The organism is Polaromonas sp. P1_F6 (assembly GCF_056405695.1).
The window spans coordinates 583,892-609,424 of record NZ_JBFUBQ010000002.1 but is presented as its reverse complement, the minus strand read 5'-3'; the positions used below and the strand labels follow the sequence as shown (position 1 = coordinate 609,424).

The 25,533-nt window shown below is 62.2% G+C and carries 23 protein-coding genes; 12 read left to right on the top strand and 11 right to left on the bottom strand.

What is annotated here, in order from left to right:
- The first annotated feature begins 110 nt into the window (after window positions 1-110).
- The 7 genes from AC1DY9_RS08745 to AC1DY9_RS08715 all read left to right on the top strand — a co-directional run bounded on the left by AC1DY9_RS08745 (window position 111) and on the right by AC1DY9_RS08715 (window position 8,013).
- On the top strand, window positions 111-1,028 hold the full coding sequence (locus tag AC1DY9_RS08745) for an ABC transporter permease (protein WP_457279245.1): 918 nt from the start codon (window positions 111-113) through the stop codon (window positions 1,026-1,028).
- A 129-nt stretch (window positions 1,029-1,157) separates the two neighbouring features.
- Entirely contained in the window at window positions 1,158-2,135 is a 978-nt protein-coding gene (locus AC1DY9_RS08740) for an ABC transporter ATP-binding protein (RefSeq protein WP_457279246.1), read from the top strand.
- Window positions 2,132-3,235, top strand: coding sequence for an ABC transporter ATP-binding protein (locus AC1DY9_RS08735; protein WP_477666299.1), 1,104 nt, complete (start codon window positions 2,132-2,134; stop codon window positions 3,233-3,235). Before AC1DY9_RS08740 ends, AC1DY9_RS08735 begins: the two co-directional genes overlap by 4 nt.
- An 80-nt stretch (window positions 3,236-3,315) precedes the next feature.
- Window positions 3,316-4,530 (top strand): M20 aminoacylase family protein, encoded by a 1,215-nt coding sequence (locus AC1DY9_RS08730; RefSeq protein ID WP_477666298.1) that lies wholly within the window; start codon window positions 3,316-3,318, stop codon window positions 4,528-4,530.
- Between the two features lie 16 nt (window positions 4,531-4,546).
- Complete coding sequence (locus AC1DY9_RS08725) at window positions 4,547-5,644, top strand: M14 family metallopeptidase (protein ID WP_457279249.1); 1,098 nt, start codon at window positions 4,547-4,549, stop codon at window positions 5,642-5,644.
- Between the two features lie 74 nt (window positions 5,645-5,718).
- Window positions 5,719-7,482 (top strand): sensor histidine kinase, encoded by a 1,764-nt coding sequence (locus AC1DY9_RS08720; protein WP_477666297.1) that lies wholly within the window; start codon window positions 5,719-5,721, stop codon window positions 7,480-7,482.
- 165 nt (window positions 7,483-7,647) lie between these two features.
- Window positions 7,648-8,013, top strand: a complete 366-nt coding sequence (locus AC1DY9_RS08715) for a response regulator transcription factor (protein ID WP_457279251.1) — start codon at window positions 7,648-7,650, stop codon at window positions 8,011-8,013.
- Window positions 8,014-8,030: 17 nt separating this feature from the next.
- Here AC1DY9_RS08715 and AC1DY9_RS08710 read toward each other — a convergent pair whose 3' ends face one another.
- Window positions 8,031-8,567 (bottom strand): DUF1415 domain-containing protein, encoded by a 537-nt coding sequence (locus AC1DY9_RS08710; RefSeq protein WP_457279252.1) that lies wholly within the window; start codon window positions 8,565-8,567, stop codon window positions 8,031-8,033.
- A 143-nt stretch (window positions 8,568-8,710) separates the two neighbouring features.
- On the bottom strand, window positions 8,711-10,372 hold the full coding sequence (ettA, locus tag AC1DY9_RS08705; protein ID WP_457279253.1) for an energy-dependent translational throttle protein EttA: 1,662 nt from the start codon (window positions 10,370-10,372) through the stop codon (window positions 8,711-8,713).
- 381 nt (window positions 10,373-10,753) lie between these two features.
- Between ettA and AC1DY9_RS08700 the strand changes: the two genes are divergently transcribed.
- Both AC1DY9_RS08700 and AC1DY9_RS08695 read left to right on the top strand, forming a co-directional pair.
- Complete coding sequence (locus AC1DY9_RS08700) at window positions 10,754-12,487, top strand: DEAD/DEAH box helicase (protein ID WP_457279254.1); 1,734 nt, start codon at window positions 10,754-10,756, stop codon at window positions 12,485-12,487.
- Entirely contained in the window at window positions 12,429-13,055 is a 627-nt protein-coding gene (locus AC1DY9_RS08695) for a Rossmann-fold NAD(P)-binding domain-containing protein (RefSeq protein ID WP_457279255.1), read from the top strand. The genes AC1DY9_RS08700 and AC1DY9_RS08695 overlap by 59 nt, the downstream gene beginning before the upstream one ends.
- 7 nt (window positions 13,056-13,062) lie before the next feature.
- On the opposite strand, the gene AC1DY9_RS08690 is transcribed toward AC1DY9_RS08695, so the two are convergent.
- The 9 genes from AC1DY9_RS08690 to AC1DY9_RS08650 all read right to left on the bottom strand — a co-directional run bounded on the left by AC1DY9_RS08690 (window position 13,063) and on the right by AC1DY9_RS08650 (window position 21,679).
- A complete protein-coding gene (locus AC1DY9_RS08690) occupies window positions 13,063-13,812 on the bottom strand; it encodes a FadR/GntR family transcriptional regulator (RefSeq protein ID WP_457279256.1) in 750 nt (249 codons plus the stop codon).
- Between the two features lie 9 nt (window positions 13,813-13,821).
- On the bottom strand, window positions 13,822-14,205 hold the full coding sequence (locus AC1DY9_RS08685; RefSeq protein ID WP_457279257.1) for a cupin domain-containing protein: 384 nt from the start codon (window positions 14,203-14,205) through the stop codon (window positions 13,822-13,824).
- A gap of 37 nt (window positions 14,206-14,242) precedes the next feature.
- Window positions 14,243-15,289, bottom strand: coding sequence for an L-idonate 5-dehydrogenase (locus AC1DY9_RS08680; RefSeq protein WP_457279258.1), 1,047 nt, complete (start codon window positions 15,287-15,289; stop codon window positions 14,243-14,245).
- A 36-nt stretch (window positions 15,290-15,325) separates the two neighbouring features.
- Entirely contained in the window at window positions 15,326-16,081 is a 756-nt protein-coding gene (locus AC1DY9_RS08675; protein ID WP_457279259.1) for an SDR family oxidoreductase, read from the bottom strand.
- Between the two features lie 18 nt (window positions 16,082-16,099).
- Window positions 16,100-17,170, bottom strand: a complete 1,071-nt coding sequence (locus AC1DY9_RS08670) for an ABC transporter ATP-binding protein (RefSeq protein ID WP_457279260.1) — start codon at window positions 17,168-17,170, stop codon at window positions 16,100-16,102.
- 204 nt (window positions 17,171-17,374) lie between these two features.
- Complete coding sequence (locus AC1DY9_RS08665) at window positions 17,375-18,226, bottom strand: carbohydrate ABC transporter permease (RefSeq protein WP_457279261.1); 852 nt, start codon at window positions 18,224-18,226, stop codon at window positions 17,375-17,377.
- Window positions 18,223-19,095, bottom strand: coding sequence for a carbohydrate ABC transporter permease (locus tag AC1DY9_RS08660; RefSeq protein WP_457279262.1), 873 nt, complete (start codon window positions 19,093-19,095; stop codon window positions 18,223-18,225). Before AC1DY9_RS08660 ends, AC1DY9_RS08665 begins: the two co-directional genes overlap by 4 nt.
- A 72-nt stretch (window positions 19,096-19,167) precedes the next feature.
- Window positions 19,168-20,544, bottom strand: coding sequence for an ABC transporter substrate-binding protein (locus AC1DY9_RS08655; RefSeq protein WP_457279263.1), 1,377 nt, complete (start codon window positions 20,542-20,544; stop codon window positions 19,168-19,170).
- Window positions 20,545-20,683: 139 nt separating this feature from the next.
- The gene (locus AC1DY9_RS08650) at window positions 20,684-21,679 is read right to left on the bottom strand and encodes a 2-hydroxyacid dehydrogenase (protein ID WP_457279264.1); all 996 of its coding nucleotides are present in this window, start codon (window positions 21,677-21,679) and stop codon (window positions 20,684-20,686) included.
- 67 nt (window positions 21,680-21,746) lie between these two features.
- Here AC1DY9_RS08650 and AC1DY9_RS08645 point away from each other — a divergent pair, with 67 nt between their 5' ends.
- The 3 genes from AC1DY9_RS08645 to AC1DY9_RS08635 all read left to right on the top strand — a co-directional run bounded on the left by AC1DY9_RS08645 (window position 21,747) and on the right by AC1DY9_RS08635 (window position 25,511).
- Window positions 21,747-23,486, top strand: coding sequence for an IlvD/Edd family dehydratase (locus AC1DY9_RS08645; RefSeq protein ID WP_457279265.1), 1,740 nt, complete (start codon window positions 21,747-21,749; stop codon window positions 23,484-23,486).
- A 214-nt stretch (window positions 23,487-23,700) separates the two neighbouring features.
- Window positions 23,701-24,633, top strand: coding sequence for a sugar kinase (locus AC1DY9_RS08640; RefSeq protein ID WP_477666296.1), 933 nt, complete (start codon window positions 23,701-23,703; stop codon window positions 24,631-24,633).
- The gene (locus tag AC1DY9_RS08635) at window positions 24,630-25,511 is read left to right on the top strand and encodes a 2-dehydro-3-deoxygalactonokinase (RefSeq protein ID WP_457279267.1); all 882 of its coding nucleotides are present in this window, start codon (window positions 24,630-24,632) and stop codon (window positions 25,509-25,511) included. The genes AC1DY9_RS08640 and AC1DY9_RS08635 overlap by 4 nt, the downstream gene beginning before the upstream one ends.
- The last annotated feature ends 22 nt before the right edge of the window (window positions 25,512-25,533 follow it).

The window sequence follows — 25,533 nt, the reverse complement described above, 5'->3', positions numbered from 1 at the left end:
TCTCCCCTGCAGGGGACAACAGCTGCGGCCCGGCAAAGCCGGTTCCGCGCTGTTGCTGGCACAGGTCTCGCTTTGCTCGTCTTTGGTTATATGGATTGCTCTTTCTTTTGATGACAAAAACTCTTGCGCGCTGGTTTGACAGCGATGTGGGCCACAGTTTTCGCACCTCGCCGGTTGCGATGCTTGCGGCGGCCATTGCGCTGGTCTGCGTTTTCTGTTCGGTGTTTGCCGGCTGGGTGGCCCCGCACGACCCGTTTAACCTGAGCACGCTGGAGCTCAGCGATGCGCGCCTGCCGCCGGCCTGGAGCGCCCAGGGCAGCGCCAAATACCTGCTGGGCACCGATGACCAGGGTCGCGACATTTTGTCGGCGCTGATGTATGGCGCGCGCATTTCATTGGTAGTGGGTGTGGCCTCTGTCATCCTGTCCATGCTGGCCGGCGTGTCGCTGGGCTTGCTCGCGGGCTTTCGCGGCGGCTGGATCGACGCAGCCCTGATGCGCGTATGCGATGTGATGTCGTCTTTTCCGCCCATCCTGGTCGCGCTACTGATCGCCGGTGTGGGCCGCGCGGTGTTTCCTGACGCGAGTCAGCTGCTCGCCATGGGTGTGCTGATTCTGTCTATTTCGATGGGGCAGTCGGGTTGGGTGCAATACGCGCGCACCGTGCGTGGCTCCACCATGGTGGAACGCAGCAAGGAATATGTACAGGCTGCACGCGTCACCGGTGTCTCGCCCTTGCGCATCATGCGGCGCCATGTGCTGCCCAATGTGATGGGGCCTGTACTGGTGCTTGCCACCATCCAGGTGGCGACCGCCATCATCACCGAAGCCACGCTGTCCTTCCTGGGCGTGGGCGCGCCGCCCACCTCACCCTCGCTGGGTACGCTGATCCGCGTCGGAAACGACTACCTGTTCTCAGGCGAGTGGTGGATCACCGTGTTCCCGGGCCTGATGCTGGTGTTGATTGCGCTGAGCGTGAACCTGCTGGGTGACTGGTTGCGTGATGCCCTCAATCCCCGTCTGAGGTAGGCCAAAAAATGAATGCCCCCACGCTTGTCACTACGTGTACTACGCTGCCCCCCGAGGGAGCGCATTTTTCCTTGGGTCGGCCCGGCGGAAAAACCTTACTCATCGCTCACTTCGTGAGCTGAACCGTCAATGAGCCTTCTGCAAATCAAGAATCTTGTGGTCGAGTTTCCCGGCCGGCGTGGCACGCTGCGTGCGCTGGACGACATCACATTTGACATCGCACCCGGAGAAATCCTTGGCGTGGTCGGTGAATCGGGCGCGGGCAAGTCGCTGACCGGCGCAGCCATCATCGGCCTGCTGGAGCCGCCCGGGCGCGTGGCGGGCGGCCAGATCCTGCTCGAGGGCGAACGCATCGACAACCTGCCCCATGAGCGCATGCGCCACATCCGGGGGAGAAAGATAGGCGCGATCTTCCAGGATCCGCTGACCTCGCTGAATCCGCTCTACACCATAGGCCGGCAATTGGTGGAAACCATCCAGGCTCATTTGCCTGTCAGCACGCAGGAAGCCCGGGCGCGCGCCATCGAACTGCTGGACGACACCGGCATTCCCGCCGCCGCACAGCGCATAGACCACTACCCGCATCAGTTCTCGGGCGGTATGCGCCAGCGCGTGGTAATCGCCCTGGCGCTGGCGGCCGAGCCCAAGCTCATCGTGGCCGACGAACCGACCACCGCGCTTGACGTATCGATCCAGGCACAAATCATCACCCTGCTCAAAAACATCTGCCGGCAGCGCGGTGCCGCCGTCATGCTGATCACCCACGACATGGGCGTGATCGCCGAAACCTGCGACCGTGTGGCCGTGATGTATGCCGGGCGGATCGCCGAGCTCGGACCGGTGCATCAGGTGATCAACCATCCATCACACCCCTATACCGCGGGCCTGATGGCCGCCATTCCCGACATCACAGTGGAACGCGAACGCCTCTACCAGATCGACGGCGCCATGCCTCGCCTGAACGCCATTCCCCAGGGCTGTGCCTTCAACCCGCGCTGCCCCAAAGCGTTCGACCGCTGCCGTCAGGAACGGCCCGACCTGATGCCAGCCGGTGCTACGTGGGCGGCCTGCTGGCTGCATGACACGCACGAAGGGGTGGCGGCATGAGCGACATTTTGAGCACGTCCCAAGTCAGCGCGGAGGAATTTTCCGCCGGGCCGCCCCAAGGAAAATCGGCCCCCTCGGGGGGCAGCGAAGTACGCGAAGCGACAAGCGTGGGGGCGTTAGTCCAAGCCCACGACCTTGCGAAAACCTTCGATGTGTCGCCACCCTGGCTGAACCGGGTGCTCGAACGCAAGCCCAGGCTGCTGCTAAAGGCCGTCGACGGCGTGAGCTTCGACATCGAGAGAGGCAAGACGCTGGCACTGGTCGGCGAATCGGGCTGCGGCAAAAGCACCGTAGCCCGCCTGCTGGTGGGTCTCTATGAGCCGACGCGCGGTGGATTGACCTTTGACGGCCAGGATGCGCATTCCGCTTTCAAGACACCCCAGGGCCGGCAATTGCGCAGGCGCATCCAGATGATTTTTCAGGACCCCTATGCCAGCCTGAACCCGCGCTGGACTGTGGAAGACATCATCGCCGAACCATTGCACGAGCACGGCATCCTGAGTGACAGTGCAGCACTCAAGGAACGGGTGGACGAGCTGCTGAGGTCGGTGGGTCTGTCTGCGCTGGACATGCCCAAGTATCCGCATCAATTCTCGGGCGGGCAGCGCCAGCGCATCTCGATCGCGCGCGCGCTGGCCACGGAGCCCGAGTTCCTGGTCTGCGACGAGCCGACCTCTGCGCTGGACGTGAGCGTGCAGGCACAGGTGCTTAACATCATGAAAGACCTGCAGCGAAAGCGCGGCCTGACTTACCTCTTCATCTCGCACAACCTCGCAGTGGTGCGCCACGTGAGCGACCAGGTCGGTGTGATGTACCTGGGCCGCCTGGTCGAGATGGCCGACAAGCACAGCCTGTTCGACAGGCCGCGCCATCCCTACACACGCATGCTGCTGGATGCCATCCCCAAGATGCATGACACCGGCCGGGCCCGCACGCCGGTATCGGGCGAAGTGCCCAATCCGCTGAACCCGCCCGCCGGCTGCACCTTCCACCCGCGCTGCCCGCATGCCAACGAGCGTTGCCGCAGCGAACGGCCGGAGTTTCTGCAGCTCGAAGGCGTTCGTGTGGCCTGCCATGCGGTTGAAGAGGGCCGAATTTAGGGAACAAATACCAGGAACCCAGGCACGGCCATGCAAAGCGGAACCGGCTTGGTTAATATGTACTCTCAGGGGACACTGCCATGAAAATCATTGAATCCATCCTGGCCGGGGCGGCCGACATCGCTGCCGTGCGCCGCGACATCCACGCCCATCCCGAACTGTGCTTCCAGGAAGTACGCACCGCCGACGTGGTCGCGCAAAAGCTCGAATCCTGGGGCATCCCGATTCACCGCGGCATGGGCACCACCGGCGTGGTGGGTATCGTGCACGGCCACGACGGCGGCGCTTGTGGCCGGGCCGTGGGGCTGCGCGCCGACATGGACGCGCTGCCCATGCAGGAGTTCAACAAATTCCCCCATGCCAGCACGCGGCAGGGCAAGATGCACGCCTGTGGCCATGATGGCCACACCGCGATGCTGCTGGCCGCGGCACGCCACCTCTCGCAGAACCGAGACTTTGACGGCACGGTCTACCTGATCTTCCAGCCGGCCGAGGAAGGCGGCGGCGGCGCACGCGAGATGATCAAGGACGGCCTCTTTGAAAAATTCCCCGTCGAAGCGGTCTTTGGCATGCACAACTGGCCGGGCGCGCCTGTCGGCACTTTCGCGGTCAGCGCGGGTCCAGTGATGGCATCAAGCAACGAGTTCAAGATCACTATACGCGGCAAGGGCAGCCACGCCGCGATGCCGCACTTCGGCATCGACCCTGTGCCTGTCGCCTGCCAGATGGTGCAGGGCTTCCAGACCATCATCAGCCGCAACAAAAAACCGGTTGATGCGGGCGTCATCTCGGTGACCATGATTCACGCCGGAGAAGCGACCAACGTGGTGCCGGACTTCTGCGAGTTGCAGGGCACAGTGCGCACGTTCAGCATTGAGGTGCTGGACATGATTGAAAAGCGCATGAAGGAAGTGGCCGAACACACCTGTGCCGCGTTTGAAGCACGCTGCGAATTCGAGTTCACGCGCAACTACCCGCCTACGGTCAACAGCGCCGCCGAGGCCGACTTCGCACGCCGGGTGATGAGCGACATCGTGGGGCCGGCCAACGTGCTGCCGCAGGAGCCCACCATGGGCGCCGAAGACTTCGCCTACATGCTGCAAGCCAAGCCAGGCGCCTACTGTTTCATTTCCAACGGTGACGGCGCGCACCGCGACATGGGCCACGGCGAAGGGCCCTGCACGCTGCACAACCCGAGCTACGACTTCAACGACGACCTGATCCCCCTGGGCGGCACCTACTGGGTCCAGCTGGCTACGCGCTGGCTGGGTACGGTTCCTGAGGCGCGCCCCTGACAACGCCAACAACACCATGAACACACACGCGGCTTTTTCAGCCAGTTATGCGGCTGCGCGCGCCAAATTCCTCGAGGCGGCTCGCGCCGCCGGCATGGCGCTTCGCGCCTATGAACACCCGCTGAAGGGCCGCGACGGCGAAACCCTCGCGATGGACGTGGCCCTGGACGGCTCGCCTGACGCAAACAAGCTCTTTATCGTCAGCAGCGCTTGCCACGGCGTGGAAGGCTACTGCGGCTCGGGTGTGCAGGTGTGCGCCGCACAGGACGCCGAATGGCGCGCCAAGGCCCGCGCGGGCGGTGTGGCGGTGCTCTACATTCACGCGATCAATCCCCACGGCTTTTCCCATGCACGGCGCACCACGCACGAAAACGTGGACTTGAACCGCAACTTCCATGACTTCGGCCAGCCCTTGCCTGTGAATGAGGCTTACCGCGAGCTCCACGATTTGCTGCTACCCGCGCAGTGGCCCCCTACAAGCGAAAACCAGGCCGCCATTGCGGCCTATATTGACACCCGTGGCGTGGCACGCTACCAGGCGGCCGTGTCGCAAGGCCAGCATGAATACGCCGATGGCATGTTTTTCGGCGGGACGGAGCCCACGTGGAGCAATCGCACCTTGCGCGAAGTGCTGCAAACCTTCGGGCAACGGGCTAAACGCATCGCCTGGATGGACCTGCACACGGGGCTGGGCCCCAGCGGGATTGGTGAGCGCATTTTTGCCTGCGACAACGATCCCATAGCCCTGGCACGTGCGCGCGCCTGGTGGGACGGCGGCGGCGCCACCCCCGTCACCTCGTTCTACGACGGCTCCTCCAGCTCGGCGCACCTGACGGGTTTGATGTGGGCGTCGGTTCCCGACGAATGCCCGCAGGCCGAATACACCGGCATGGCCATGGAATACGGTACGGTGCCCATTCTGGACGTCATTGCCGCCCTGCGCGCCGACCACTGGCTGCACAAGCATCCTGAGATGCCCGCGGAGCAACAGGCGACGATCAAGCGGCAGATGATGAACGCGTTTTATGTCGACACGGACGAATGGCGCTCACAAATCGTGGCTCAGGCGCGCCAGGCCATGTTCCAGACCGTGGGCGGACTGAACACCCCCTGAACCAGGGCAGCATAATGACTCGGGTGCAGCCATTGCAGCAGCCCTCTTTTCAACCCGAGCACGAAAGCCGCGCCATGCCGTCCGACGCCGACCTGCAACTCCAGCTCAAGCAGCTGCAACAGCAATACCAGGCGTTAGAGGCCGACTACCGGAATCTGCAGCTTGAAAAGCAGAAGCAGGAGACATCCGCCAACCTGTGGCTGGAACAGCGAACCCGCGAACTTCAGGCCGAAGCACTGGAGCAAAAAAAAGCCGAAGCCCTGCAACGGGTTTTTTACCGCATTGCCGAGCGTGCAGCAGCAGATCTCTCTTTCTACGATTTCCTGCAGTCGGTTCACGGCTTGCTGGGAGAGCTGCTGTATGCCAAAAATTGCTATGTGTGCCTGTACGACGCGCAGAAACACCGAAAGGATTTTCCCTACTACGTGGACGAGCGCGATGGCGATGCGCTGCAACTGAGCAATGTGCCGTATCGCAGGGGTCTGACCGAATTCGTCCTGAGTACCGGCAAGCCGCAAATTATTGACGCCATGCGCCTCAAGGTACTGGAAGCCGCCGGTGATGTGACGGAAGGCAGTGGCGACATGACTTTCAGTTCCTGGCTGGGCGTGCCCATGCACATACGCGGCACCATAGGCGGCGTGCTCGCGGTGCAGGGATATGAGCCGGGCGTGGCCTACAGCGACACCGATGCCGACATCCTGTCCTTTGTCGCCAACCACGTCAGCAGTGCGATTGAACGCTATCAGGCGCTGGATGAATTGCGTAAATCGGAAGAGCGCTACCGCACGGTGATTGAAAACGTCGGTGTCGGCGTGGTGGTGGTGCAGGACGGCCGCATGGTATTTGCCAACCCCAGCCTGGAGCGCATCGTGGGCCACCCGCGGGAGTACCTGCTGTCCCAGCCCTACACCGCGACCGTCCACCCCGACGACCTGCCGGTGATGCGCGAGCGCCACGAGCGTCGCCTGCGGGGCGACGAAGTCGACTCGATGTACGGTTTTCGCGTGATCACCCAGGCCGGCGAAGTTCGTTCGCTGGAGCTCTCCGCCGTGCAGATCGAATGGGGCAAACGCGAGGCGACCCTGATCTTCGTGGTAGATGCGACGGCCCGCTTGCAGGCCGAACTGACGCAGCGCCAGACCCTGCAGCGGCAAACCGAGCTCAATGACATGAAGTCGCGCTTCATCTCGGTGGCGTCGCATGAATTCCGCACGCCGCTGGCCTTTATCCTGTCGTCCGCCGAACTCCTCAAGCACTACGGCGACCGCCTGCCCGAACTCGAAAAAGCCGACGTCATCGCCACCATAGAAACCGGCGTACAACGCATGACCCAGATGCTGGACCGCGTGCTGCTGCTGGGCAAGGTGGAGGCCCAAATGCTGGCGTTCCAGCCGGCAGAGATCAATCTGCAACTGCTTTGCCAGAACCTGGTGGAAGATGCGCGCATCCAGTATTCAGAGGCGGGCTGTGAACTGGCCCTGGAATTCGGGGCCCGGCCGGACATCGGGCTTTTTGATGAAAAGCTGCTGCGCCATATCTTCGGCAACCTTCTGTCCAACGCCATCAAGTATTCGCCGCAAGGCGGAAAAGTCTCTTTTCGCGTGTTTCCGTCGGAGGGACGTGTGGCCTTTGAGGTGGCGGACCAAGGCATAGGCATTCCGGCCGAAGAGCTTCCCCACCTCTTCGAGTGGTTCCACCGGGCCAGCAACGTCGGCGAAATCCAGGGCACGGGCCTGGGGCTGGCCATCGTCAAAAATTCGGTCGACCTGCACGGCGGCCACATAAGCGTAACCAGCGTCGTGGGCCAGGGTACGCGCTTTACCGTCACGATTTGAGGCGCGGAACCGGGCCAAACCAGCCCGCGCACCGGGCAGATTGGGGAAACCGGGGTAAGGCTATAAGATGGATACCAGCCCGGCACTGCGACAGAGCCTGCCGGGTGGTTCAGGGAAATCAGCTCCGCCCACGATGAAATGCGGGGCCTTCAATGCGAAAGAAAAATGGCGCGCATTCTGGTGATTGAAGATGAATCCCATATCCGGGACAACCTGCTGCGCTTTGTCCGGCTGGAGGGCCACGAAGGCCTGGCAGCGGCAGACGGCCATGCCGGCCTGCAAGTGGCCAGGGAGCAGCAGCCGGACCTGATTTTTTGCGACGTGATGATGCCGCTGATGAACGGCATGGAAGTTCTGGCCGCGCTGCAATCGGAACCCGCCCTCAAGCAGGTGCCCTTTGTGTTCTTGTCGGCCAGTGCGGAGTCAGAGCGGCTGGAGGAAGCCTTGCGCCTGGGTGCCAGCGGCTACGTGACCAAGCCCTTTAACTTCGCGCAACTGCACGCGGTGCTCAAGCAGCATCTGCCCAGGTAGAGCTGGCGCCCGTGGCGCTAAAGGCCCAGTGCCTTCCAGCCCGTGTGGCCCAGCTCTTCGAGTGTCGCGATGTTCTGCTCAAAGATGGCCTCAGCCTCGGGAAACGCCTCCACGGCCCGTGCCACGCTTTCCTCGCGCAGCAAATGCAGGATGGCAAAGGGCGCGCGGTTCGTGTAGTTGCCAATATCGCCGGGCTCGGTGCCATCGAACTGGAACTGCGGGTGAAAGCTGGCCAGCTGGATCACGCCTTCGAGGCCATGCTCATCCACCACGCCTTCGGCGATTTCCAGGAAATCGTTGAAGTCCAGGAAGTCGTCAAACAGCGTGGGGTGGATCAGCAATGTGGTGTCGACCTCTTCGGCCGGCGTCGCCGCCAGCAGATCCAGTTCGCGATCCAATTCCTCGAGCAGGCCGTCCGCATGTTTCGCATGGCTTACCACCAGGCGAACCTGGTTCTTGACGTAGACCGCCTTGGCGAACGGGCACAGGTTGAGCCCGATCACGGCTTTTTCAAGCCAATGCCGGGTTTGGGTCAGGACTTCATCGTCGGTCATCGCTATCTCCAAGGGGCCTCACGCAAAGGCCGTGGGGGCTCCGATTCAATCAAGCCAGGGCCGCGGGACTGGCTTTGCCAGACCGCAGGCGCAGCGGCCCCCTCGGGGGGCAGCGCATTACACGAAGTGAAAAGCGTGGGGGCTCAATGCAGTGCCTTGAACCGCACACGCTTCGGTTTGGCGCCCTCTTCACCCAAGCGCTTCTTCTTGTCGGCTTCGTACTCCTGGTAGTTGCCGTTGAAGAAGGTCCACTGGCTGTCGCCTTCGGCGGCCAGGATGTGGGTGGCGATGCGGTCCAGGAACCAGCGGTCATGGCTGATCACCAGCACGGAGCCGGCGAATTCCAGCAACGCGTCTTCGAGCGCGCGCAGGGTTTCCACGTCCAAATCGTTCGAGGGTTCATCAAGCATCAGCACGTTGCCGCCCGCGATCAGGGTCTTGGCCAGGTGCAGGCGCCCGCGCTCTCCGCCCGACAGCATGCCGACGCGTTTTTGCTGGTCGGCACCGTTGAAGTTGAAGCGGCCTGCATAGGCGCGACTGGGCATGGTGAACTTGCCGACGGTCAGCATGTCCAGGCCGCCCGAAATGTCTTCCCAGACAGTTTTTTCATTGGCCAAATCATCGCGGTGCTGGTCGACGAAAGCCATGCGCGCGGTCTTGCCGATGGCGACTTCACCGCTGTCGGGCGTTTCCTTGCCGGCGATCAGCTTGAACAACGTGGACTTGCCTGCGCCGTTGGGGCCGATGATGCCGACGATGGCGCCTGCGGGCACCTGGAAGCTGAGGTTGTCGATCAGCAGGCGGTCGCCGAAGGATTTGCTGACATTCTTGAATTCGATGACTTCATTGCCCAGGCGCTCGGCCACAGGGATGAAGATTTCCTGGGTTTCGTTGCGCTGCTGGTATTCGAAGTCGGAGAGTTCCTCAAAACGGGCCAGGCGCGACTTGCTCTTGGCCTGGCGCGCCTTGGGGTTCTGGCGTGACCATTCGAGTTCCTTCTTCAGGGCCTTGGCCCGGGCTTCCTCACCCTTTTGCTCCTGTGCCAGGCGCTCGCCCTTCTGGTCCAGCCAGCTGCTGTAGTTGCCCTTCCAGGGGATTCCGTGGCCGCGGTCCAGCTCCAGGATCCACTCGGCGGCGTTGTCCAGGAAGTAGCGGTCGTGGGTAATGGCCACCACAGTGCCTGAAAAGCGCTGCAGGAACTGCTCCAGCCAGTCCACCGATTCGGCGTCCAGGTGATTGGTGGGTTCGTCAAGCAGCAGCATGTCGGGCCGGGACAGCAGCAGGCTGCACAGGGCCACGCGGCGTTTTTCGCCGCCCGAGAGCACGCCGATCTTGGCGTCCCAGGGCGGCAGGCGCAGCGCGTCGGCGGCGATTTCAAGCTGGTGCTCGGAATCGGTGCCGGCAGTGGCGATGATGGCTTCCAGGCGGGCCTGCTCGGCGGCCAGCGCATCGAAGTCGGCATCAGGCTCCCCGTAGGCGGTGTACACAGCTTCGAGCTGGGCCTTGGCGGCGAATACCGCGCCCATACCGGCTTCCACGCTTTCGCGCACCGTGTGCTCGGGGTCCAGCTTGGGTTCCTGCGGCAGGTAGCCGATGTTCAGCCCCGGCATGGGAGTGGCTTCGCCCTCGATTTCCGTGTCCAGGCCGGCCATGATCTTGAGCAGCGTGGACTTGCCGGAACCGTTGGTGCCCAGCACGCCGATCTTGGCGCCCGGGAAGAAACTGAGCGACACCTCTTTAAGGATATGGCGCTTGGGCGGCACGATTTTGCCGACCTTGTTCATAGTAAATACGTACTGAGCCATCAGGATTAACTTTGGTAAAAATGAAAAACAATGCAGGAAAACGGGCTGCTTGCCGCCTGTACATGCTATTTCTACAGGCTGTCAGCAGGCTTTCTTGCGGGCTGGAACGACACGCCGCGCCTGGGCGCAAACGCCTTTTGGCAAAGCGTGTTTTATGCGTGAATGCCTCCATTATCGTTGCTGTGCGACAATACAGGCGTTGCTGGCTCCAGTTGCCTTCAACATTTGGGCACATCCGGGTACCGCTTCAAGTGGCTGCTTACGATGTAAAACGTAATGTTTAGGGCCCACTTTCTGACCCCATCTGCCTTTGACTGGCGGGTTTGCCTTTCAACAAGGCGCCCAACAGGCCGATCTAAAGCGCCACACAGGCGCAACATCATGACATTTGAAGAATTGAATCTGGCTCCGGCCATTCTGAAGGCCGTGCTCGAGCAGGGCTACGACACCCCCACCCCCATCCAGGCCCAGGCGATCCCCGCCGTGCTCAAGGGCGTCGACCTGCTGGGCGGCGCCCAGACCGGCACCGGCAAGACCGCTGCCTTTACGCTGCCCTTGCTGCAGCGCTTGTCCACCGAAGCGCGCCTGACCAACCGCCGCGGCGTCAACGCCGTACGCGCCCTGATCATGACCCCCACCCGCGAACTCGCGGCCCAGGTCGAAGAAAGCGTCCGCACCTACGGAAAATACACCGACCTCACCTCCATGGTGATGTTCGGCGGCGTCGGCATGGGCGCCCAGATTGAAAAACTGCGCCGCGGCGTCGATATCCTGGTCGCCACTCCCGGCCGCCTGCTGGACCATGCGAGCCAGGGCACGCTGGACCTGAGCCAGGTACAGATCCTGGTGCTCGACGAAGCCGACCGCATGCTGGACATGGGCTTTATCCACGACATCAAAAAAGTGTTGGCCCTGGTGCCCAAGCAGAAACAATCGCTGTTGTTCAGCGCGACCTTCAGCGACGAAATCCGTGAACTGGCCAACGGCCTGCTGAAGAACCCCGAATCCATCCAGGTCACGCCGCGCAACACCACGGTGCAGCGCATCACGCAGACCATCCATCCCGTCGGGCGAGCCAAGAAAAAAGCGCTGCTTACCCACATCATCAACGAGCACAACTGGAGCCAGGTGCTGGTGTTCACCCGCACCAAGTTTGGCGCCAACAACGTGGCCGAGCACTTGACCAAAAACGGCATCCCCGCGATGGCGCTGCACGGCAACAAGAGCCAGACCGCCCGCACCCAGGCCCTGGCCGATTTCAAGAGCGGAACGATTCGCGCCTTGGTGGCCACTGACATCGCCGCCCGCGGCATTGACATCGACGAGCTGCCGCACGTCGTGAACTACGAAATCCCGAATGTCAGCGAAGACTACGTGCACCGCATCGGCCGTACTGGCCGCGCCGGCAACAGCGGCGAAGCCGTCAGCCTGGTCTGCCTGGATGAAGAAGGCTTCATGCAGGACATCGAGCGCTTCACCAAGCAGAACATCGAAAAAGTCATCGTCCCCGGCTTTGAAGCGGAACCCGGTGAACGCGCCGAGCCGCTGGCCATGGGTCGCCAGACCATTTGGGGCGGCTTGGGCAAGCCGCCTAGCCGCGACGTGATGCAGGCTGCCGCCAAAGCAGCCCGTACTGAAATGATGCAGCGCATCCGCGATACCAAGGGGGCACAGCCCGCGCGCGGCGCAGGCGGTGGCAACGGGGGCGGCAACGGCGGCGCCCGTGGACGCGGCCCCGCCGGCGGTGGCAATGGCGGAGGAAATGGCGGCGGCCGCGGCCCGCGCACCCCCAACCCCGGCCAGCCGCGCCAGGCTTCCGGTTATTCGCAGAACGGTCAGCCGCCACGGCAGGCCCAGGCGCCGCGCCATCGCGACGACCAGCAGCCGCGCGCGCCCCGCAACGAGTCAAGGGAGCCACGCAATGACTTCGACAACCAGCAACCTGCCAGCCACGCCTCCTCCGGCTTCCCATCCTCCGGCCAGCCCACAGGCGGCAACCGCGGCAACTACCGGGGCGGCAACCGCTCCGGCGGTGGCGGCGGTTCGGGTGGCGCTGGTGGCCGGGGCAACGGGCCTCGTCGGCCAGGCGGTCCTGGCTCGTTTACTGGCCGATAAGCGCTATTCGGCGGTTCACTGTGTAGGCCGCCGTGCGCCTGCGCAGCACGACGCACGGCTGGCCGTGCACCTGACCGATTCATTCGCGGACTTCACGGCGCCGCCAGTCGATGATGTCTTCATTGCACTGGGCACCACGATCAAAACGGCCGGCAGCCAGGCAGCTTTCAGGGCCGTGGATTTCGACGCCGTGCTGGCCGTAGCCCGCGCTGGCCGAATTGCCGGCGCTACACGGCTGGGTGTGGTCAGTGCCATGGGCGCTGATTCGCACTCCGCCCTCTTCTACACGCGCGTTAAAGGCGAAGCGGAAGAAGCACTCGCACTACTGGGCTTTTCCACTCTGGTGGTGGTGCGGCCCTCATTCCTGGCGGGTGAGCGCGAGTCTTTGGGCCAGGCGCCGCGCGCCGGTGAAAAAATCGCACTCGGCCTGAGCCGGCTCCTAAGCAGGGTGATCCCTGCCAACTACCAGTCCGTTTCAGCGGAAAGCGTCGCACGTACGCTGGTTGAAGAAGTGGCCGTTCGCCGGGGCCAACACGTGGTGCTGTCGGGCGAGATGCAGCAACGCTAGGGTCTGTTCAGGCAGCTTTCAGTTGCTTGGCCGGGTCGCTCAGCTTGGGCAAACGGCGCCGCGAGCCGAGCACCAGTTCGATATCCTCGCGCGCACCGTCAATCAACACCAGAATCGCTTTTTCAGCTTTTGCCGGGTTGCGTGCAATCACGGCGTCCAGCACGGCACGATGCAGCGGGAGTGAAAGCTTGGGCCCGTCCTTGCGGCTCGTGGAAATCTCAAAGCTGGTACGCAGCAGCGCACTCAAGGCTTTGCTCATCTGGACGAGCATGCGGTTATGGGCGGCCCGCAGTAGTCCCTGATGAAAGCGCAGATCATAGGTGACATAGTCGCCGCCGCCTTCAATGGCACGCTTCATGCCTGCATAGGCATCCTCGATTTCAGCGACTTCTGCGGCTGTTGCCCGCTCGGCTGCCATGCGTACGGCAGCAGGCTCCACCAGGCGCCGCAACTCAAGCAGGTCACGCAAAAATTCGGGTGTGATGCCGGCCTTGGCCTTCCAGGCGATGACGTCGGGATCGAACCAATTCCAGTGCTCCTCGGTCAGCACGCGGGTACCCACTTTGGGCCCGGTGGTGACAAGGCCCTTGGCGATCAGCGACTTGACCGCTTCGCGCACCACCGTGCGGCTCACGCCAAGCTCTTCACAAAGAATAGGCTCCGGTGGCATAGACATGCCTGCGGCATAACGCCCCGCGACAATGGCTTCCCCGATGTGGTCAACCGTGTTGCCGTGGACGTTTTTCATGGTGGCCATGGTGTTGCCTTAACCCCGCACAAACAGCGTGACCAGCGGGTCCGGCCCGACCTGGCGACTCCAGTGGCCGTGCAGGGCCGGGTCAAAGGTGGCGCCGGTCGGCAACACGTCGGCCGAGTAGAAATGCTGGCCCGGCTTGAAGATGCGGGAAACGCCGCCCTGCAGGCCGATTTCCATCTCGCCACCCAGGATGAACACCCACTGCGGGTTCGGCGTGCAATGGAACTGGCTGCGAAACCCCGGCGGGCTGTGGCGCAACTGGTAACCGCCCGAAGCAAACAACGTGGACAGCATGGCCTGCGGCGAGCCTTCGCCAAGCGGGATCGTCTCATCCCGGAATTTGGCCCGACCGTCGGTATCGGTGTAAAGAATGACTTTGGGGAAAACGGTCACAAGGGACTCCGGTGAATGGATGTGAAAAGCAGGCGCCTCATGAAGTTTCGCCGCCGAAGGCGATTTGCACTTTCATGGATTGGCGCTTGTCGCCGGCGAGTGTAAAGGCATGCGTGGCCTGGTCGAAGGCGACGATGTCAGTGATGACGGGCCGCCCGTCGATGAGCCGCTGATTCAGGAAGGCCACCGCCACGGCGAATTCAGGATGGAAGCGGAAGGTGCCGCGCAACTCCAGCTCCTTGGCGACAAGGGTGTTGAGCGGCAGGGAGATATTGCCACCCAGACCCACCGTCACGATGACGCCGCGCGGCGCCACCACATCCAGGCCGGCGACCAGGGCTTTCTCATTGCCCGAGGCCTCGAACATCACATCGAACTGCCCCTTGCCGGCGGCGAAGGCCGCCAGGGCGTCGGGTTCCTGGGCCAGGTTGATGGTCTGGTCAGCGCCCATTTTTTTGGCACAGGCAAGGGGAAGCTCGGCAATGTCGGCTGCGACGATGCGGGCCGCGCCCGCGCGGCGCAGGCCGGCGATCAGCAAGGCGCCTATGGGTCCGCAGCCGGTGACCAGCACCTGCTTGCCGAACACCGAGCCGGCCCTCGAAATGGCGTGCAAGCCCACCGACAGGGGCTCGGCCAGCGCGGCCTCGGACAAGGGAAGGTCATCAGCCACCGGATGCGCCTGGGCGGCCTCTATGACCAGGGTTTCGCGGAAAGCGCCCTGGATGTGCGGAAAGCGCATTGCGCTGCCGTAAAAGCGCATGTCCATGCAATGGTTGTGCAGGCCTTGCTGGCAGAAGCGGCAAACACCGCAAGGCCGGGACGGTGAAATTGCGATGCGCTGGCCGGCGCGCAGGCCGTTGACCTCGCTGCCCACGGCCTCGACCACGCCCGATACCTCATGGCCCAGCACCATGGGCTCCTTGATACGCACCGTGCCGAAGCCGCCGTGCTGGAAGTAGTGCAGGTCGGAGCCGCAGATGCCGCCGAACGCCACCCGTACCCGCAACTGCTTCGGACCCAGGTGTTCGGTATCCAGCGCGTCAAGACGCAGGTCTAGGGGTGCATGACAGACAAGTCCACGCATGATGTTTCTCCCTGGTTGGGCGGGCAGGCGGCGGCTTCACAGCGTCGCCGTCACCCCGCCGTCGACATACAAAACATGGCCATTGACAAAGCTGGAGGCATCGCTGGCCAGGAACACGGCCGCGCCGGCCAGTTCCGCCACTTCTCCCCAACGCCTGCTGGGCGTTCGCGCGGTAAGCCAGGCGCTGAACTGCTCGTCGGCCACCAGCTTTTCCGTCAATTCGGTCTTGAAGTAGCCGGGGCCCAAGCCATTGACCTGGATGCCATAGGGCCCCCAGTCAATCGCCATGCCTTTGGTCAGCATCTTGACCGCACCCTTGCTGGCCATATAGGGCGCGATGTTGGGCCGCCCGAGCTCGCTCTGCACCGAACAGATATTGATGATCTTGCCGCTGCGGCGCTCAATCATTTTTCGGGCTACAGCCTGCCCGACAAAAAAAACACTGTCGACGTTGGTGCGCATCAACTCATGCCAATCTTCAGCCGGAAAATCCTGCAGGGCCATGCGTCGCTGCATGCCGGCGTTGTTCACCAGAATATGGACAGGGCCTATTGACGATTCAATGTCATCTACTGCGGCCTGCGCGGCCGATGCCTGGGTCACGTCAAATACGCGCGTGTGGATAATCAATCCTTCGCTTCGCAGCGTGTTTGCAGCTCGCTCCAGCTTGAGGCCGTCGCGGCCGTTAAGCACCACGGCGGCGCCGGCCTGACCCAAACCACGTGCCAGCGCAAAACCAATGCCGCCGGAAGACCCCGTCACCAGCGCCAGTCGACCATCAAGACTGAACATGCCTGCAGCCATTGCGCCTCAATCCAGACGGGCACCGCTAGCGTCGTCAAAGACATGGCTCTTGCCGTTCGCGATTTCGAGATGAACGATATCGTCTGGCCGCACCGCTGTTCGGCCATGCATCACCAATATGACGTTGGCGCCACCGACATTGAGCAAAAGTTCAGTTTCAGCACCGGTAGGCTCCACCACAATCACCTTTGCAGGAATGCCCTGCCCGCTTGTCGACAACGAGATGTCACCGGGCCGTACACCATAGTGCACCGGCTGGCCGTCGCGCGCCTGCGAAATCGTGCCAATGGGCCACTGGTGTCCCTGCGCCTCCACCCAGGCTTGTCCGCCCGATTGGCGCAAAACGCCCTTGAACACATTCATGGACGGGGAACCAATAAATTGCGCAACGAACAAATTACCGGGGCGGTCGAACAGCTCGAGCGGCGTGCCGATTTGCTCGATGATGCCGTCATGCATCACCACGATGCGGTCGGCCATGGTCATGGCCTCGATCTGGTCGTGCGTGACGTAAACCGTAGTGGTCTTCAGACGCTGGTGCAGGGCCTTGATCTCGGCACGCATGGCCACACGCAGCTTGGCATCCAGGTTAGAAAGCGGCTCATCGAACAGGAAGACCTTGGGGTCGCGCACGATGGCCCGGCCCATGGCCACGCGCTGGCGCTGCCCGCCCGACAGTTCGCGCGGGAAGCGATCCAGCAGCGGGTCCAGGTTCAGGATACGGGCGGCGTCACCGACGCGCTTGTTGGTGAGTTCGGCATCAGCCTTGCGCAGCTTCAGACTGAAAGCCATGTTGTCGCGCACCGTCATGTGCGGGTACAGGGCGTAGCTCTGGAACACCATGGCGATATCGCGATCCTTGGAATCCAGCTCGTTGATGACCTTGCCGTCAATCGACATTTCACCGCCGCTGATTTCCTCGAGCCCGGCCAGCATGCGCAGCAGCGTGGACTTGCCGCAGCCCGACGGACCCACCAGTACGACGAATTCGCCGTCGGAGATGTCGAAGCTGATGCCGTGAATGATCTTGACCTTGCCGAAGGCCTTCTCGATATTGCGAAACGATACAGATGCCATGAGATTCCCGTTATTTCCTGATAAAGACCGAGTCCCAGCCAGCGCCGGGCCGCCCCAAGCCGGCTACGACCCCCGAGGGGCTGGAGCCCGCGGCTCCAAGCCTGCCTGCGCAGGCTTGGACGGGCGACAGAGGCGAAGCGTCCCGCGAGCCGCGGCCTGCAAGGCCTCGCGCAGTACACAAAGTGACAAGCGTGGGGGTCATGTTTAGCTTTTCACGGCGCCGGCCGTCAGGCCGGACACCATGTAGCGCTTGAATGTGTAATAGATAGCCGCCGGAGGCAGCGCGTAAATCAGGCCGGTGGCCATCAGCAGTTCCCAGGGCGAATCGTCGGCCGCCAGGAAATTGCCCAACGCCACCGCCAGCGTCACGCTGGTGTCCCTGGACAGCAGCAGGAAGGCGTAGAGATACTCGTTCCAGGCCAGCAGCAGCGCATAGGTGCCAACCGCCACCAGCGACGGCACCATGAGTGGCAGGTAAACCAGCCGAAACAACTGCATCGCCGTAGCGCCGTCCATCTTGGCCGCTTCGTCAAGTTCGTAAGGCAGTTTGTCGGAGGCCTGCTTGAGCACCCAGATGCAATACGGCGAGGCGATGGTCACCATGGCCAGAATCAGCGACCACTGGTGGTTGAGCATGCCGTAGTTACCCATGGTCTTGTACATGGGAACGGCCAGGAAAGCGGCGGGAATGAAGTAGGTGAAGAGCGCCATGTTCATCACCGTGCGGCCTCCGCGCACTTTGAGGCGGCTGATGGCAAAGGCTGCGGTGGTGGAAACCACCAGCGTCAACACGCCCACAGACAGCGCGATCACCAGCGAGTTGCCCAGTTGCACCCAGAAGTGGTCGAGGTAGAAATGCTTTTGCCAGAACACCGTCTCGAAATTGCTCAATGTGGGATTTTTAGGCCAGAGCCGCCCCGTCGTGGCTTCGTTTCTTGGCGAAATTGCAAACAGCACCATGTGGTAGATCGGAATCAGCGTCCACAGCAGCACCGGGATACCGATCAACAGCAGTCTGGCCTCGCGACTCACCTTGCGAAGTGTGATGCGGCTCATTTGGACAACCTTTTCATCATGAAATACACCAGCGGCAAGACGAGGGGAAGGGCCACGACAATGGACGCCAGCGACAGATCCACCTGGTCCAGGCGCAAATAGCGGATGCCGAGCGTAGCCAGCACATGGGTCAGATCGGCGGGCCCGCCGCCCGTGAGCAGGTAAACGCTGTTGAAGTCGCCCAGCGTCCAGATCATCGACAGGATGGTCGACGTCAGGTAGAGCGAGCGCATCGACGGCCAGGTGATGAACCGGAACTTCTGCCAGATGGTGGCACCGTCTACCGACGCTGCTTCATACTGCTCGGCCGGGATGGCCATACGGCCGGCAAGCAGAATCAGTGTCCAGAACGGCAACGACTTCCAGATGTGGGCCAGCATCGAAAAACACAGCGCCAGCGTCGGATCATTAAGCCAGTTGGGCCCGTCAACGCCGGTCATCTTGTAAATGAGCGTATTGATGACACCCCACTCAGGGTTGAGCATGAAGCGCATGGACAGAATGGTCGGAATCGACGGCACCGCCCAAGGCAGGATAAATACGACCGACAAGCCCTTGACCCACCAGCGCGTGTTCAGGAAAAAACCCGACAGGAATAACGCGACCACCATCTTGACGTTGACCGCCACGACGATAAACACCACGGTATTGACCAGCGAGCGGAAGAATATCGGGTCGGCAAAAAGCCGGACATAACTCTCGGGATGGCGTGCGAGCCACAAGCCATACCCTACCGGGTAAATAACGAAAACCAGAAATATCAGCAGATAGGGAATAACAAGAACCAGCCCCCACTTCTCCCATGAAGTCATGGCTCCGCGCTCTGCGCGCAAAGAGGGGCCGGCCTGGTCGATGATTGCAGTGCTCATGCTTTTGGTACGCGCGCCACCCGTCTGGGCGATCCAGTCCGGGCAGCGCGGCTTTCTTCAGTCAACGAAAGGTCAGTTGGCCACGGTTTTGATGCGGGCAATCATTTCATCAACAGCCTTGTCCACCGGCACTTTTTCATTGATGACGCGGTTGGCCGCCTTGGCCCAGACGTTCTCATTGTTCAGGATGGTGAACTTGTAGTTCTTGGTGAACTCAAAATTGACCGTGCCGTTCATGAACTGGTTGTAGACCGACTGGCGGTGCGCATCGGCCTTCCAGAACGGACGCTGCTGCGCAGTCTTGGTCACAGGGAACCAGCGGCCCAGCGAGCCCTCCACGTAAGGCGTCAGGTTTTCCTCTTGCATCAGGAAGGACACGAACTCCTTGGCGCGGGCCTTGTTCTTGGCCTGGTTGAACACCACACCCACCTTGACGGCGGCGCGGTAAACCATCTTGCTGCCGTCGGGCTTGTTTGGGAAGCCAGCCGTGCGGATGCGCTCGGTGTAGTTCTTCTTCGCGGTCTCGCGCTCTTCGGGCTTGAGCGACGCGTTGTTCATGTCGTCCAGCCATTTCGCGGCGATCGAGATCGTGGCGTTGTGGGTCAGGATGGTGGTCTTGTTGTGGAAAGCGACATTGTTATCCGGGTCTTTCCAGCTGGTGGACGACGGTGGCGTGCAGCCCTTGGCGTACGGCTGCGTGTAGTCAGTCAACGCACTGATCAGGCCGGCACGGACTTTCGGGTCATCAACCAGCAACTTGCCGCTGTCGCTGACCAGACTCACGTTGTAGGCGTCCATGAAAGTCAGGAACGAATAAAAGGAATCGCTCGAATCCACGCCCAGCGGTTGGCCGATACCAAAGGTGCGATTGCCGCTCTTCTGGCGATAAGCCGGCTGCACCTTGTCGCACCAGAATGACCAGTAGTCCTTCCAGCCGGTAGGAATGTCGGACTCCTTGAAGCCGGCTTCATTGAGCATGTCCACCCAGTACTCGATGTGCATGGTCTGCTGCTTCATCGGAAAGGCGTAATAGGCCCGGTTCTTGGCGACGTCGTTATAGAGAAAGGCGGTTTCAACCGTGTTGGGCGCAAAACGCGCACGCATGGGGTTGATCACGCTGCTGATGTCTTCGAGCTTGCCGTCAAAGGCCCACTTGCCTGCAACCTGGAAGTCATAGACGTCGGCATAAGCCACATCGGGCGGACTGCCGGAATCAAGGGCCGCGACGGTTTTCGGGATCATGTCCTGCACCGGGTACTGCGACAGCTCGATCTTGACGCCTTTGTGCTTGTCTTCGTACTTCTTGATGGCAGCGAAAAGTGCGTCATCTTCGGCCTTGTAAAAGCCCTTGACCCACCAGACGGTGAGCTTTTCCTGGGCCACAGCCTGCCCGGCTGTCACCAGGCCTGCCGCGACCATCGCGGTGGCAAGGATTGTCTTGAGTCTCATTTGGCTTGTCTCCTCTGCGGGTTAATTGTTTAGCTGGCAAAACGGCGCCTGCGTTCCTTGACGCATTGTTATCATATGATGTTTAACCGAAGTGTTTTCTATGGAAAACCCGAAGCACCAAGGCTCGTTGGCACCCCTTTCAATGCCATTCCGGTACAGGGGTGAGGAGGGGTTGCCCTTCAAAGTGCGCCTGCAGATTGCTGACCGCCAGATTGGCCATCGCGTGGCGCGTCTGCACAGTGGCACTGGCCATGTGCGGGGTCAGCACAACATTGTCCATGGACCACAACGCCTCCAGGGGATGCGGCTCCTGCTCGAATACATCGAGGCCCGCGCCGGCGATGACGCCATTCTTTAATGCACCCACGAGAGCGGCCTCATCCACAACAGACCCACGCGCCACATTGATCAAATAACCCGCAGGGCCCAGCGCTTTCAGTACATCTGCATTGATCAGATGGCGGGTGCCGACTCCGCCCGGCGTAATGACCACCAGGAAGTCCACCGCGGCAGCCAGTGCCTGTGCCGTCGGGTAAAAGCTGTAAGCAAGTTCAGGCTTGGCGCTGCGGCCGGTGTAGGCAATCGACATGCCAAAGGCTTCAGCCCGGCTGGCGATAGCCTGACCTATCCGCCCCAACCCGACAATTCCCAGGCGAGCACCCGAGACTTTGCGTGCAAGCGGCATGGGTCCTTCTTTCGCCCAGCGCCCGGCCCGCACATAACGGTCGGCCAGCGGTATGCGCCGTGCCACTGACAGCATGAGACCCAGGGCCAGGTCGGCGACCTCGTCATTCAGTACCCCAGGGGTGTGCGTCACCGGGATACGGCGTTCCAGTGCGCTGGTGACGTCGACGCCGTCATAACCCACACCCATGATGGAAATGATCTCGAGTGCGGGCAACTGGTCCATCAATGCGCGCGGCACCCTGGATTCGCCGCCACCGGCAACGCCGCGTATGAGGGATGCAACTTTGGCAAAGGCCGCCGGGTCGCTTTCATGCAGCCTGTCGTGCACCTCAAAGGACGCCTGAAGCGGCTCCATCAGAAAGGGCGGGAGCTTGGCAACAGCAAGGATATGCGGACGGACGGAAGGGCCGGATGGCGGGGCAGACAAGGGGCGAACTCCTGCGGTCATGGTTTTCACTAAGATTTAGAATCAATGGTATGACGATAATATGTTTGAAAATTAAGGACTTTCCCGAATGAGCGATTCAGCCAAGAAAAAATTGCCCCACGAACTCCGCAGCCAGCAATGGTTCGGCAGGCAAGACCGCGACGGTTTTGCTTACCGCAGCTGGGTCAAGGGCAAGGGCGTGCCACATGACCAGTTTGACGGCCGTCCGGTCATCGGCATCTGCAACACCTTCAGCGAACTGACTCCCTGCAACTCGCATTTCCGCACCATTGCAGAGCAGGTCAAGATCGGTGTCTATGAGGCAGGCGGCTTTCCGCTCGAGTTTCCGGTGATGTCGCTGGGCGAGACGCTGTTGCGCCCCACCGCCATGCTCTACCGCAACCTGGCCAGCATGGACGTGGAAGAAAGCATTCGCGGCAATCCGATCGACGGCGTCGTGCTGCTGATGGGTTGCGACAAGACCACTCCCTCACTGGTCATGGGAGCATCCAGCGTCGACCTGCCTACGGTGGGTGTCAGCGGTGGGCCCATGCTCAGTGGCAAATGGCGTGGTCAGGAGTTGGGCTCCGGCACCGGCGTCTGGAGCATGAGCGAGCAGGTAAGGGCCGGCACGCTCAAACTTGCCGAGTTTTTTGAGGCCGAAAGCTGCATGCACCGCAGCCACGGCCACTGCATGACCATGGGCACGGCATCAACGATGGCCAGCATGGTCGAGGCGCTGGGCATAGGCCTGCCCGGCAACGCCGCATACCCGGCGGTGGATGGCAGGCGCAATGTACTGGCCCGCATGGCCGGGCGCCGTGCCGTCGAAATGGTGCACGAAGACCTCACGCTGTCGAAAATCCTCACGCGCGAAGCATTTGAAAACGCCATCAAGACACTGGCCGCGATCGGTGGATCGACCAACGCCGTCATTCACCTGATCGCCATCGCCGGGCGAATCGGCGTGAAGCTGACGGTCGATGACTTTGACCGCCTGGCCAGCGAACTGCCCTGCCTGGTCAACCTGCAGCCCTCCGGCAAATACCTGATGGAAGACTTCTGTTACGCCGGCGGCCTGCCTGTCGTGATGAAGGAAATCGCGCAGCACCTGCACACCAGCGCCATCACGGCCAACGGCAAAACCATCGGCGAGAACATTGCTGATGCGGAAAACTACAACACCGATGTCATCATGCCGCTCTCCACGCCCTTCAAGGACAAGGCCGGCATCGCCGTGCTGCGCGGCAACCTGTCGCCGCGCGGCGCGGTCATCAAGCCCAGCGCGGCCACGCCTGCACTCATGGTGCACAAGGGCCGTGCCGTGGTGTTCGAAACCATTGAAGATTTCCACGCACGCATCGACGATGAAAACCTGGACATCGACGAGAACTGCGTGATGGTGCTGAAAAACTGCGGGCCCAAGGGCTACCCCGGCATGGCCGAAGTCGGCAACATGCCGCTGCCGCCCAAGGTGCTGCGCAAAGGCATCACCGACATGGTCCGCATCAGCGACGCCCGCATGAGCGGAACAGCGTATGGCACCGTGATATTGCACACAGCCCCTGAAGCCGCAGCAGGCGGACCGCTGGCCCTGGTGCAAAACGGCGACATCATCGAACTCGATGTGCCCAACCGCAGGCTGCACCTGCATGTCAGCGACGAAGAGCTTGCCAGGCGCATGACCACTTGGAAAGCACCCGAGCCACCGCTGTCTTCGGGGTACTGGAAGCTGTACATCGACCACGTGCTACAGGCCGACGAAGGTGTGGACCTGGATTTTCTGGTGGGCAAGCGTGGCTCTTTCGTGCCGCGCGACAATCACTGAGAATCAGCAGACGCTGCTTGTACGGCCATCCCTTTCGGGGTACAGCGCGGGTACGGCGCCGCGACCGGGCCGCGGGTAACATGGAGGCTTCAAACGCGGGTATTTTCTTCTGGAAATTTCCGCGTTACGACCCACCGCGCCCGCGCGCCAATCAAGGCCTTGAGGCGCGCATGCTGCTACCTTTTCGGGACAGCAAAGGATGCCAGAAAGTTCTATGCAAGCCAGAAAATTCGATGTCGTCGCGCTCGGCGAAGCCATGGTGGAGTTCAACCAGACCCAGGCTGGCCAACCCAACTACCTGCAAGGCTTTGGCGGGGACACCAGCAATGCCGTGATTGCCGCCGCGCGCGCGGGCGCCATCGCAGCTTATTTAACCCGTTTGGGCGGTGACACTTTCGGCCAATCACTGATGACCTTGTGGGCCACAGAAAACGTTTCGACGACCGCAGTCCAGCAAGATCCGGAAGCCAGCACCGGCCTTTACTTCGTCACACACGGCAAAAATGGACATGAGTTCAGCTACCTGCGTGCGGGCTCCGCGGCCAGCCGCATGACCCCTGCCTGGCTGCACCAAGGCGGCGCCGCACAGGCCGTGCGTGAAGCCAAGGTCCTGCATGTGTCAGGCATCTCGCTGGCGATTTCCGCCAGTGCCTGCGACACAGCGTTTGCCGCGATGAAACTGGCCAAAGAGGCCGGTACCCTCGTGTCGTTTGACTCCAACCTGCGGCTCAAGCTCTGGCCGCTGGACCGGGCGCTTGCCTGCACCCGCCACGCCGTTTCACTGTGCGACATTTTCCTGCCAAGCCTGGAAGACATCACCACCCTCAACGGCATGACAGACCCCGACGCGGTGACGGACTGGGGCCATGCCCTGGGCGCCAAAACCGTGGTGCTCAAGCTCGGCGGCGACGGCGCGCTGGTCAGCGACGGCACGCGGCGCGAGCGCGTGCCCGTGCACAACGTGAAGCTGGTGGATGCCACCGGCGCAGGCGACTGCTTTTGCGGCAACCTGCTGGCGCGCATTGCGGCGGGCGATAACGTCTTTGATGCGGCCCGTTATGCCAATGCAGCGGCCGCCCTCACGGTGCAGGGCTACGGCGCGGTCGCTCCGCTGCCGCGTCCCGAACAGGTCAGGGCCCTGCTGTGAGCCGCCTTCTGGCAGTCGACTGGGGCAGCTCTTCATTGCGCGGCGCGTTGATCGACGGCGCCGGCACAGCCCTGGACGAGCGTTCCTTCGCACGTGGCATCCTGACCGTCGCTCCCGGTACCTTTCCGGAGGTTTTTGCAAGCTGCTTTGCCGACTGGATGACGTCAGGCACGCTGTGCCTGATCTCCGGCATGGCCGGCAGCAAACAGGGCTGGCGCGAAGCGCCCTACTGCGCCTGCCCCGCCGGCTTTGACGCGATCGCCGCCGCACTGGAATGGGTGGAGCCCGGCCGCATCGCCATCGTGCCCGGCCTGAGCATAGACAAGGGCGGTGTGCCCGACGTCATGCGCGGCGAGGAAACGCAGATCTTTGGCGCCTTGCAGCTGCTGGGTCTGACGAACGCCCGGCTGGTGCTACCCGGCACACACAGCAAATGGGTCACCGTCGAAAACCGGCAAGTCACTGATTTTTCGACCTGGATGACCGGCGAGTTCTATGCGCTGCTGCGCCGCCAATCCATCCTCGCACGCATGCTGCCCGACGACGAACCCGCGCTGGACGCCGCCGCCTTCGATCAGGGCGTGGCCCATGCGCTGGCCGGCCCCGGCCTGCTGAACACCGCCTTCAGCACACGCACCCTGTCGCTGTTCCAGCGAATGACAACCGAGGCCCTGCCCAGCTACCTGTCGGGCCTGGTCATCGGCGAAGAACTCAAATCCCAGGCACTGCCACGCGGCGAGCCTGTAGTGGTGATGGGCGCCGAGGCGCTCACGGCGCGCTACGAACAGGCACTGGTCCAGATCAATGTGCCCGTGAAGCGCGTGGGCGCGGGCGCCACCTGGCGCGGCCTGCGCGCCATCGCCGATACCCTGGCCTGACCGGCGCAGTATTGCGCCTCAA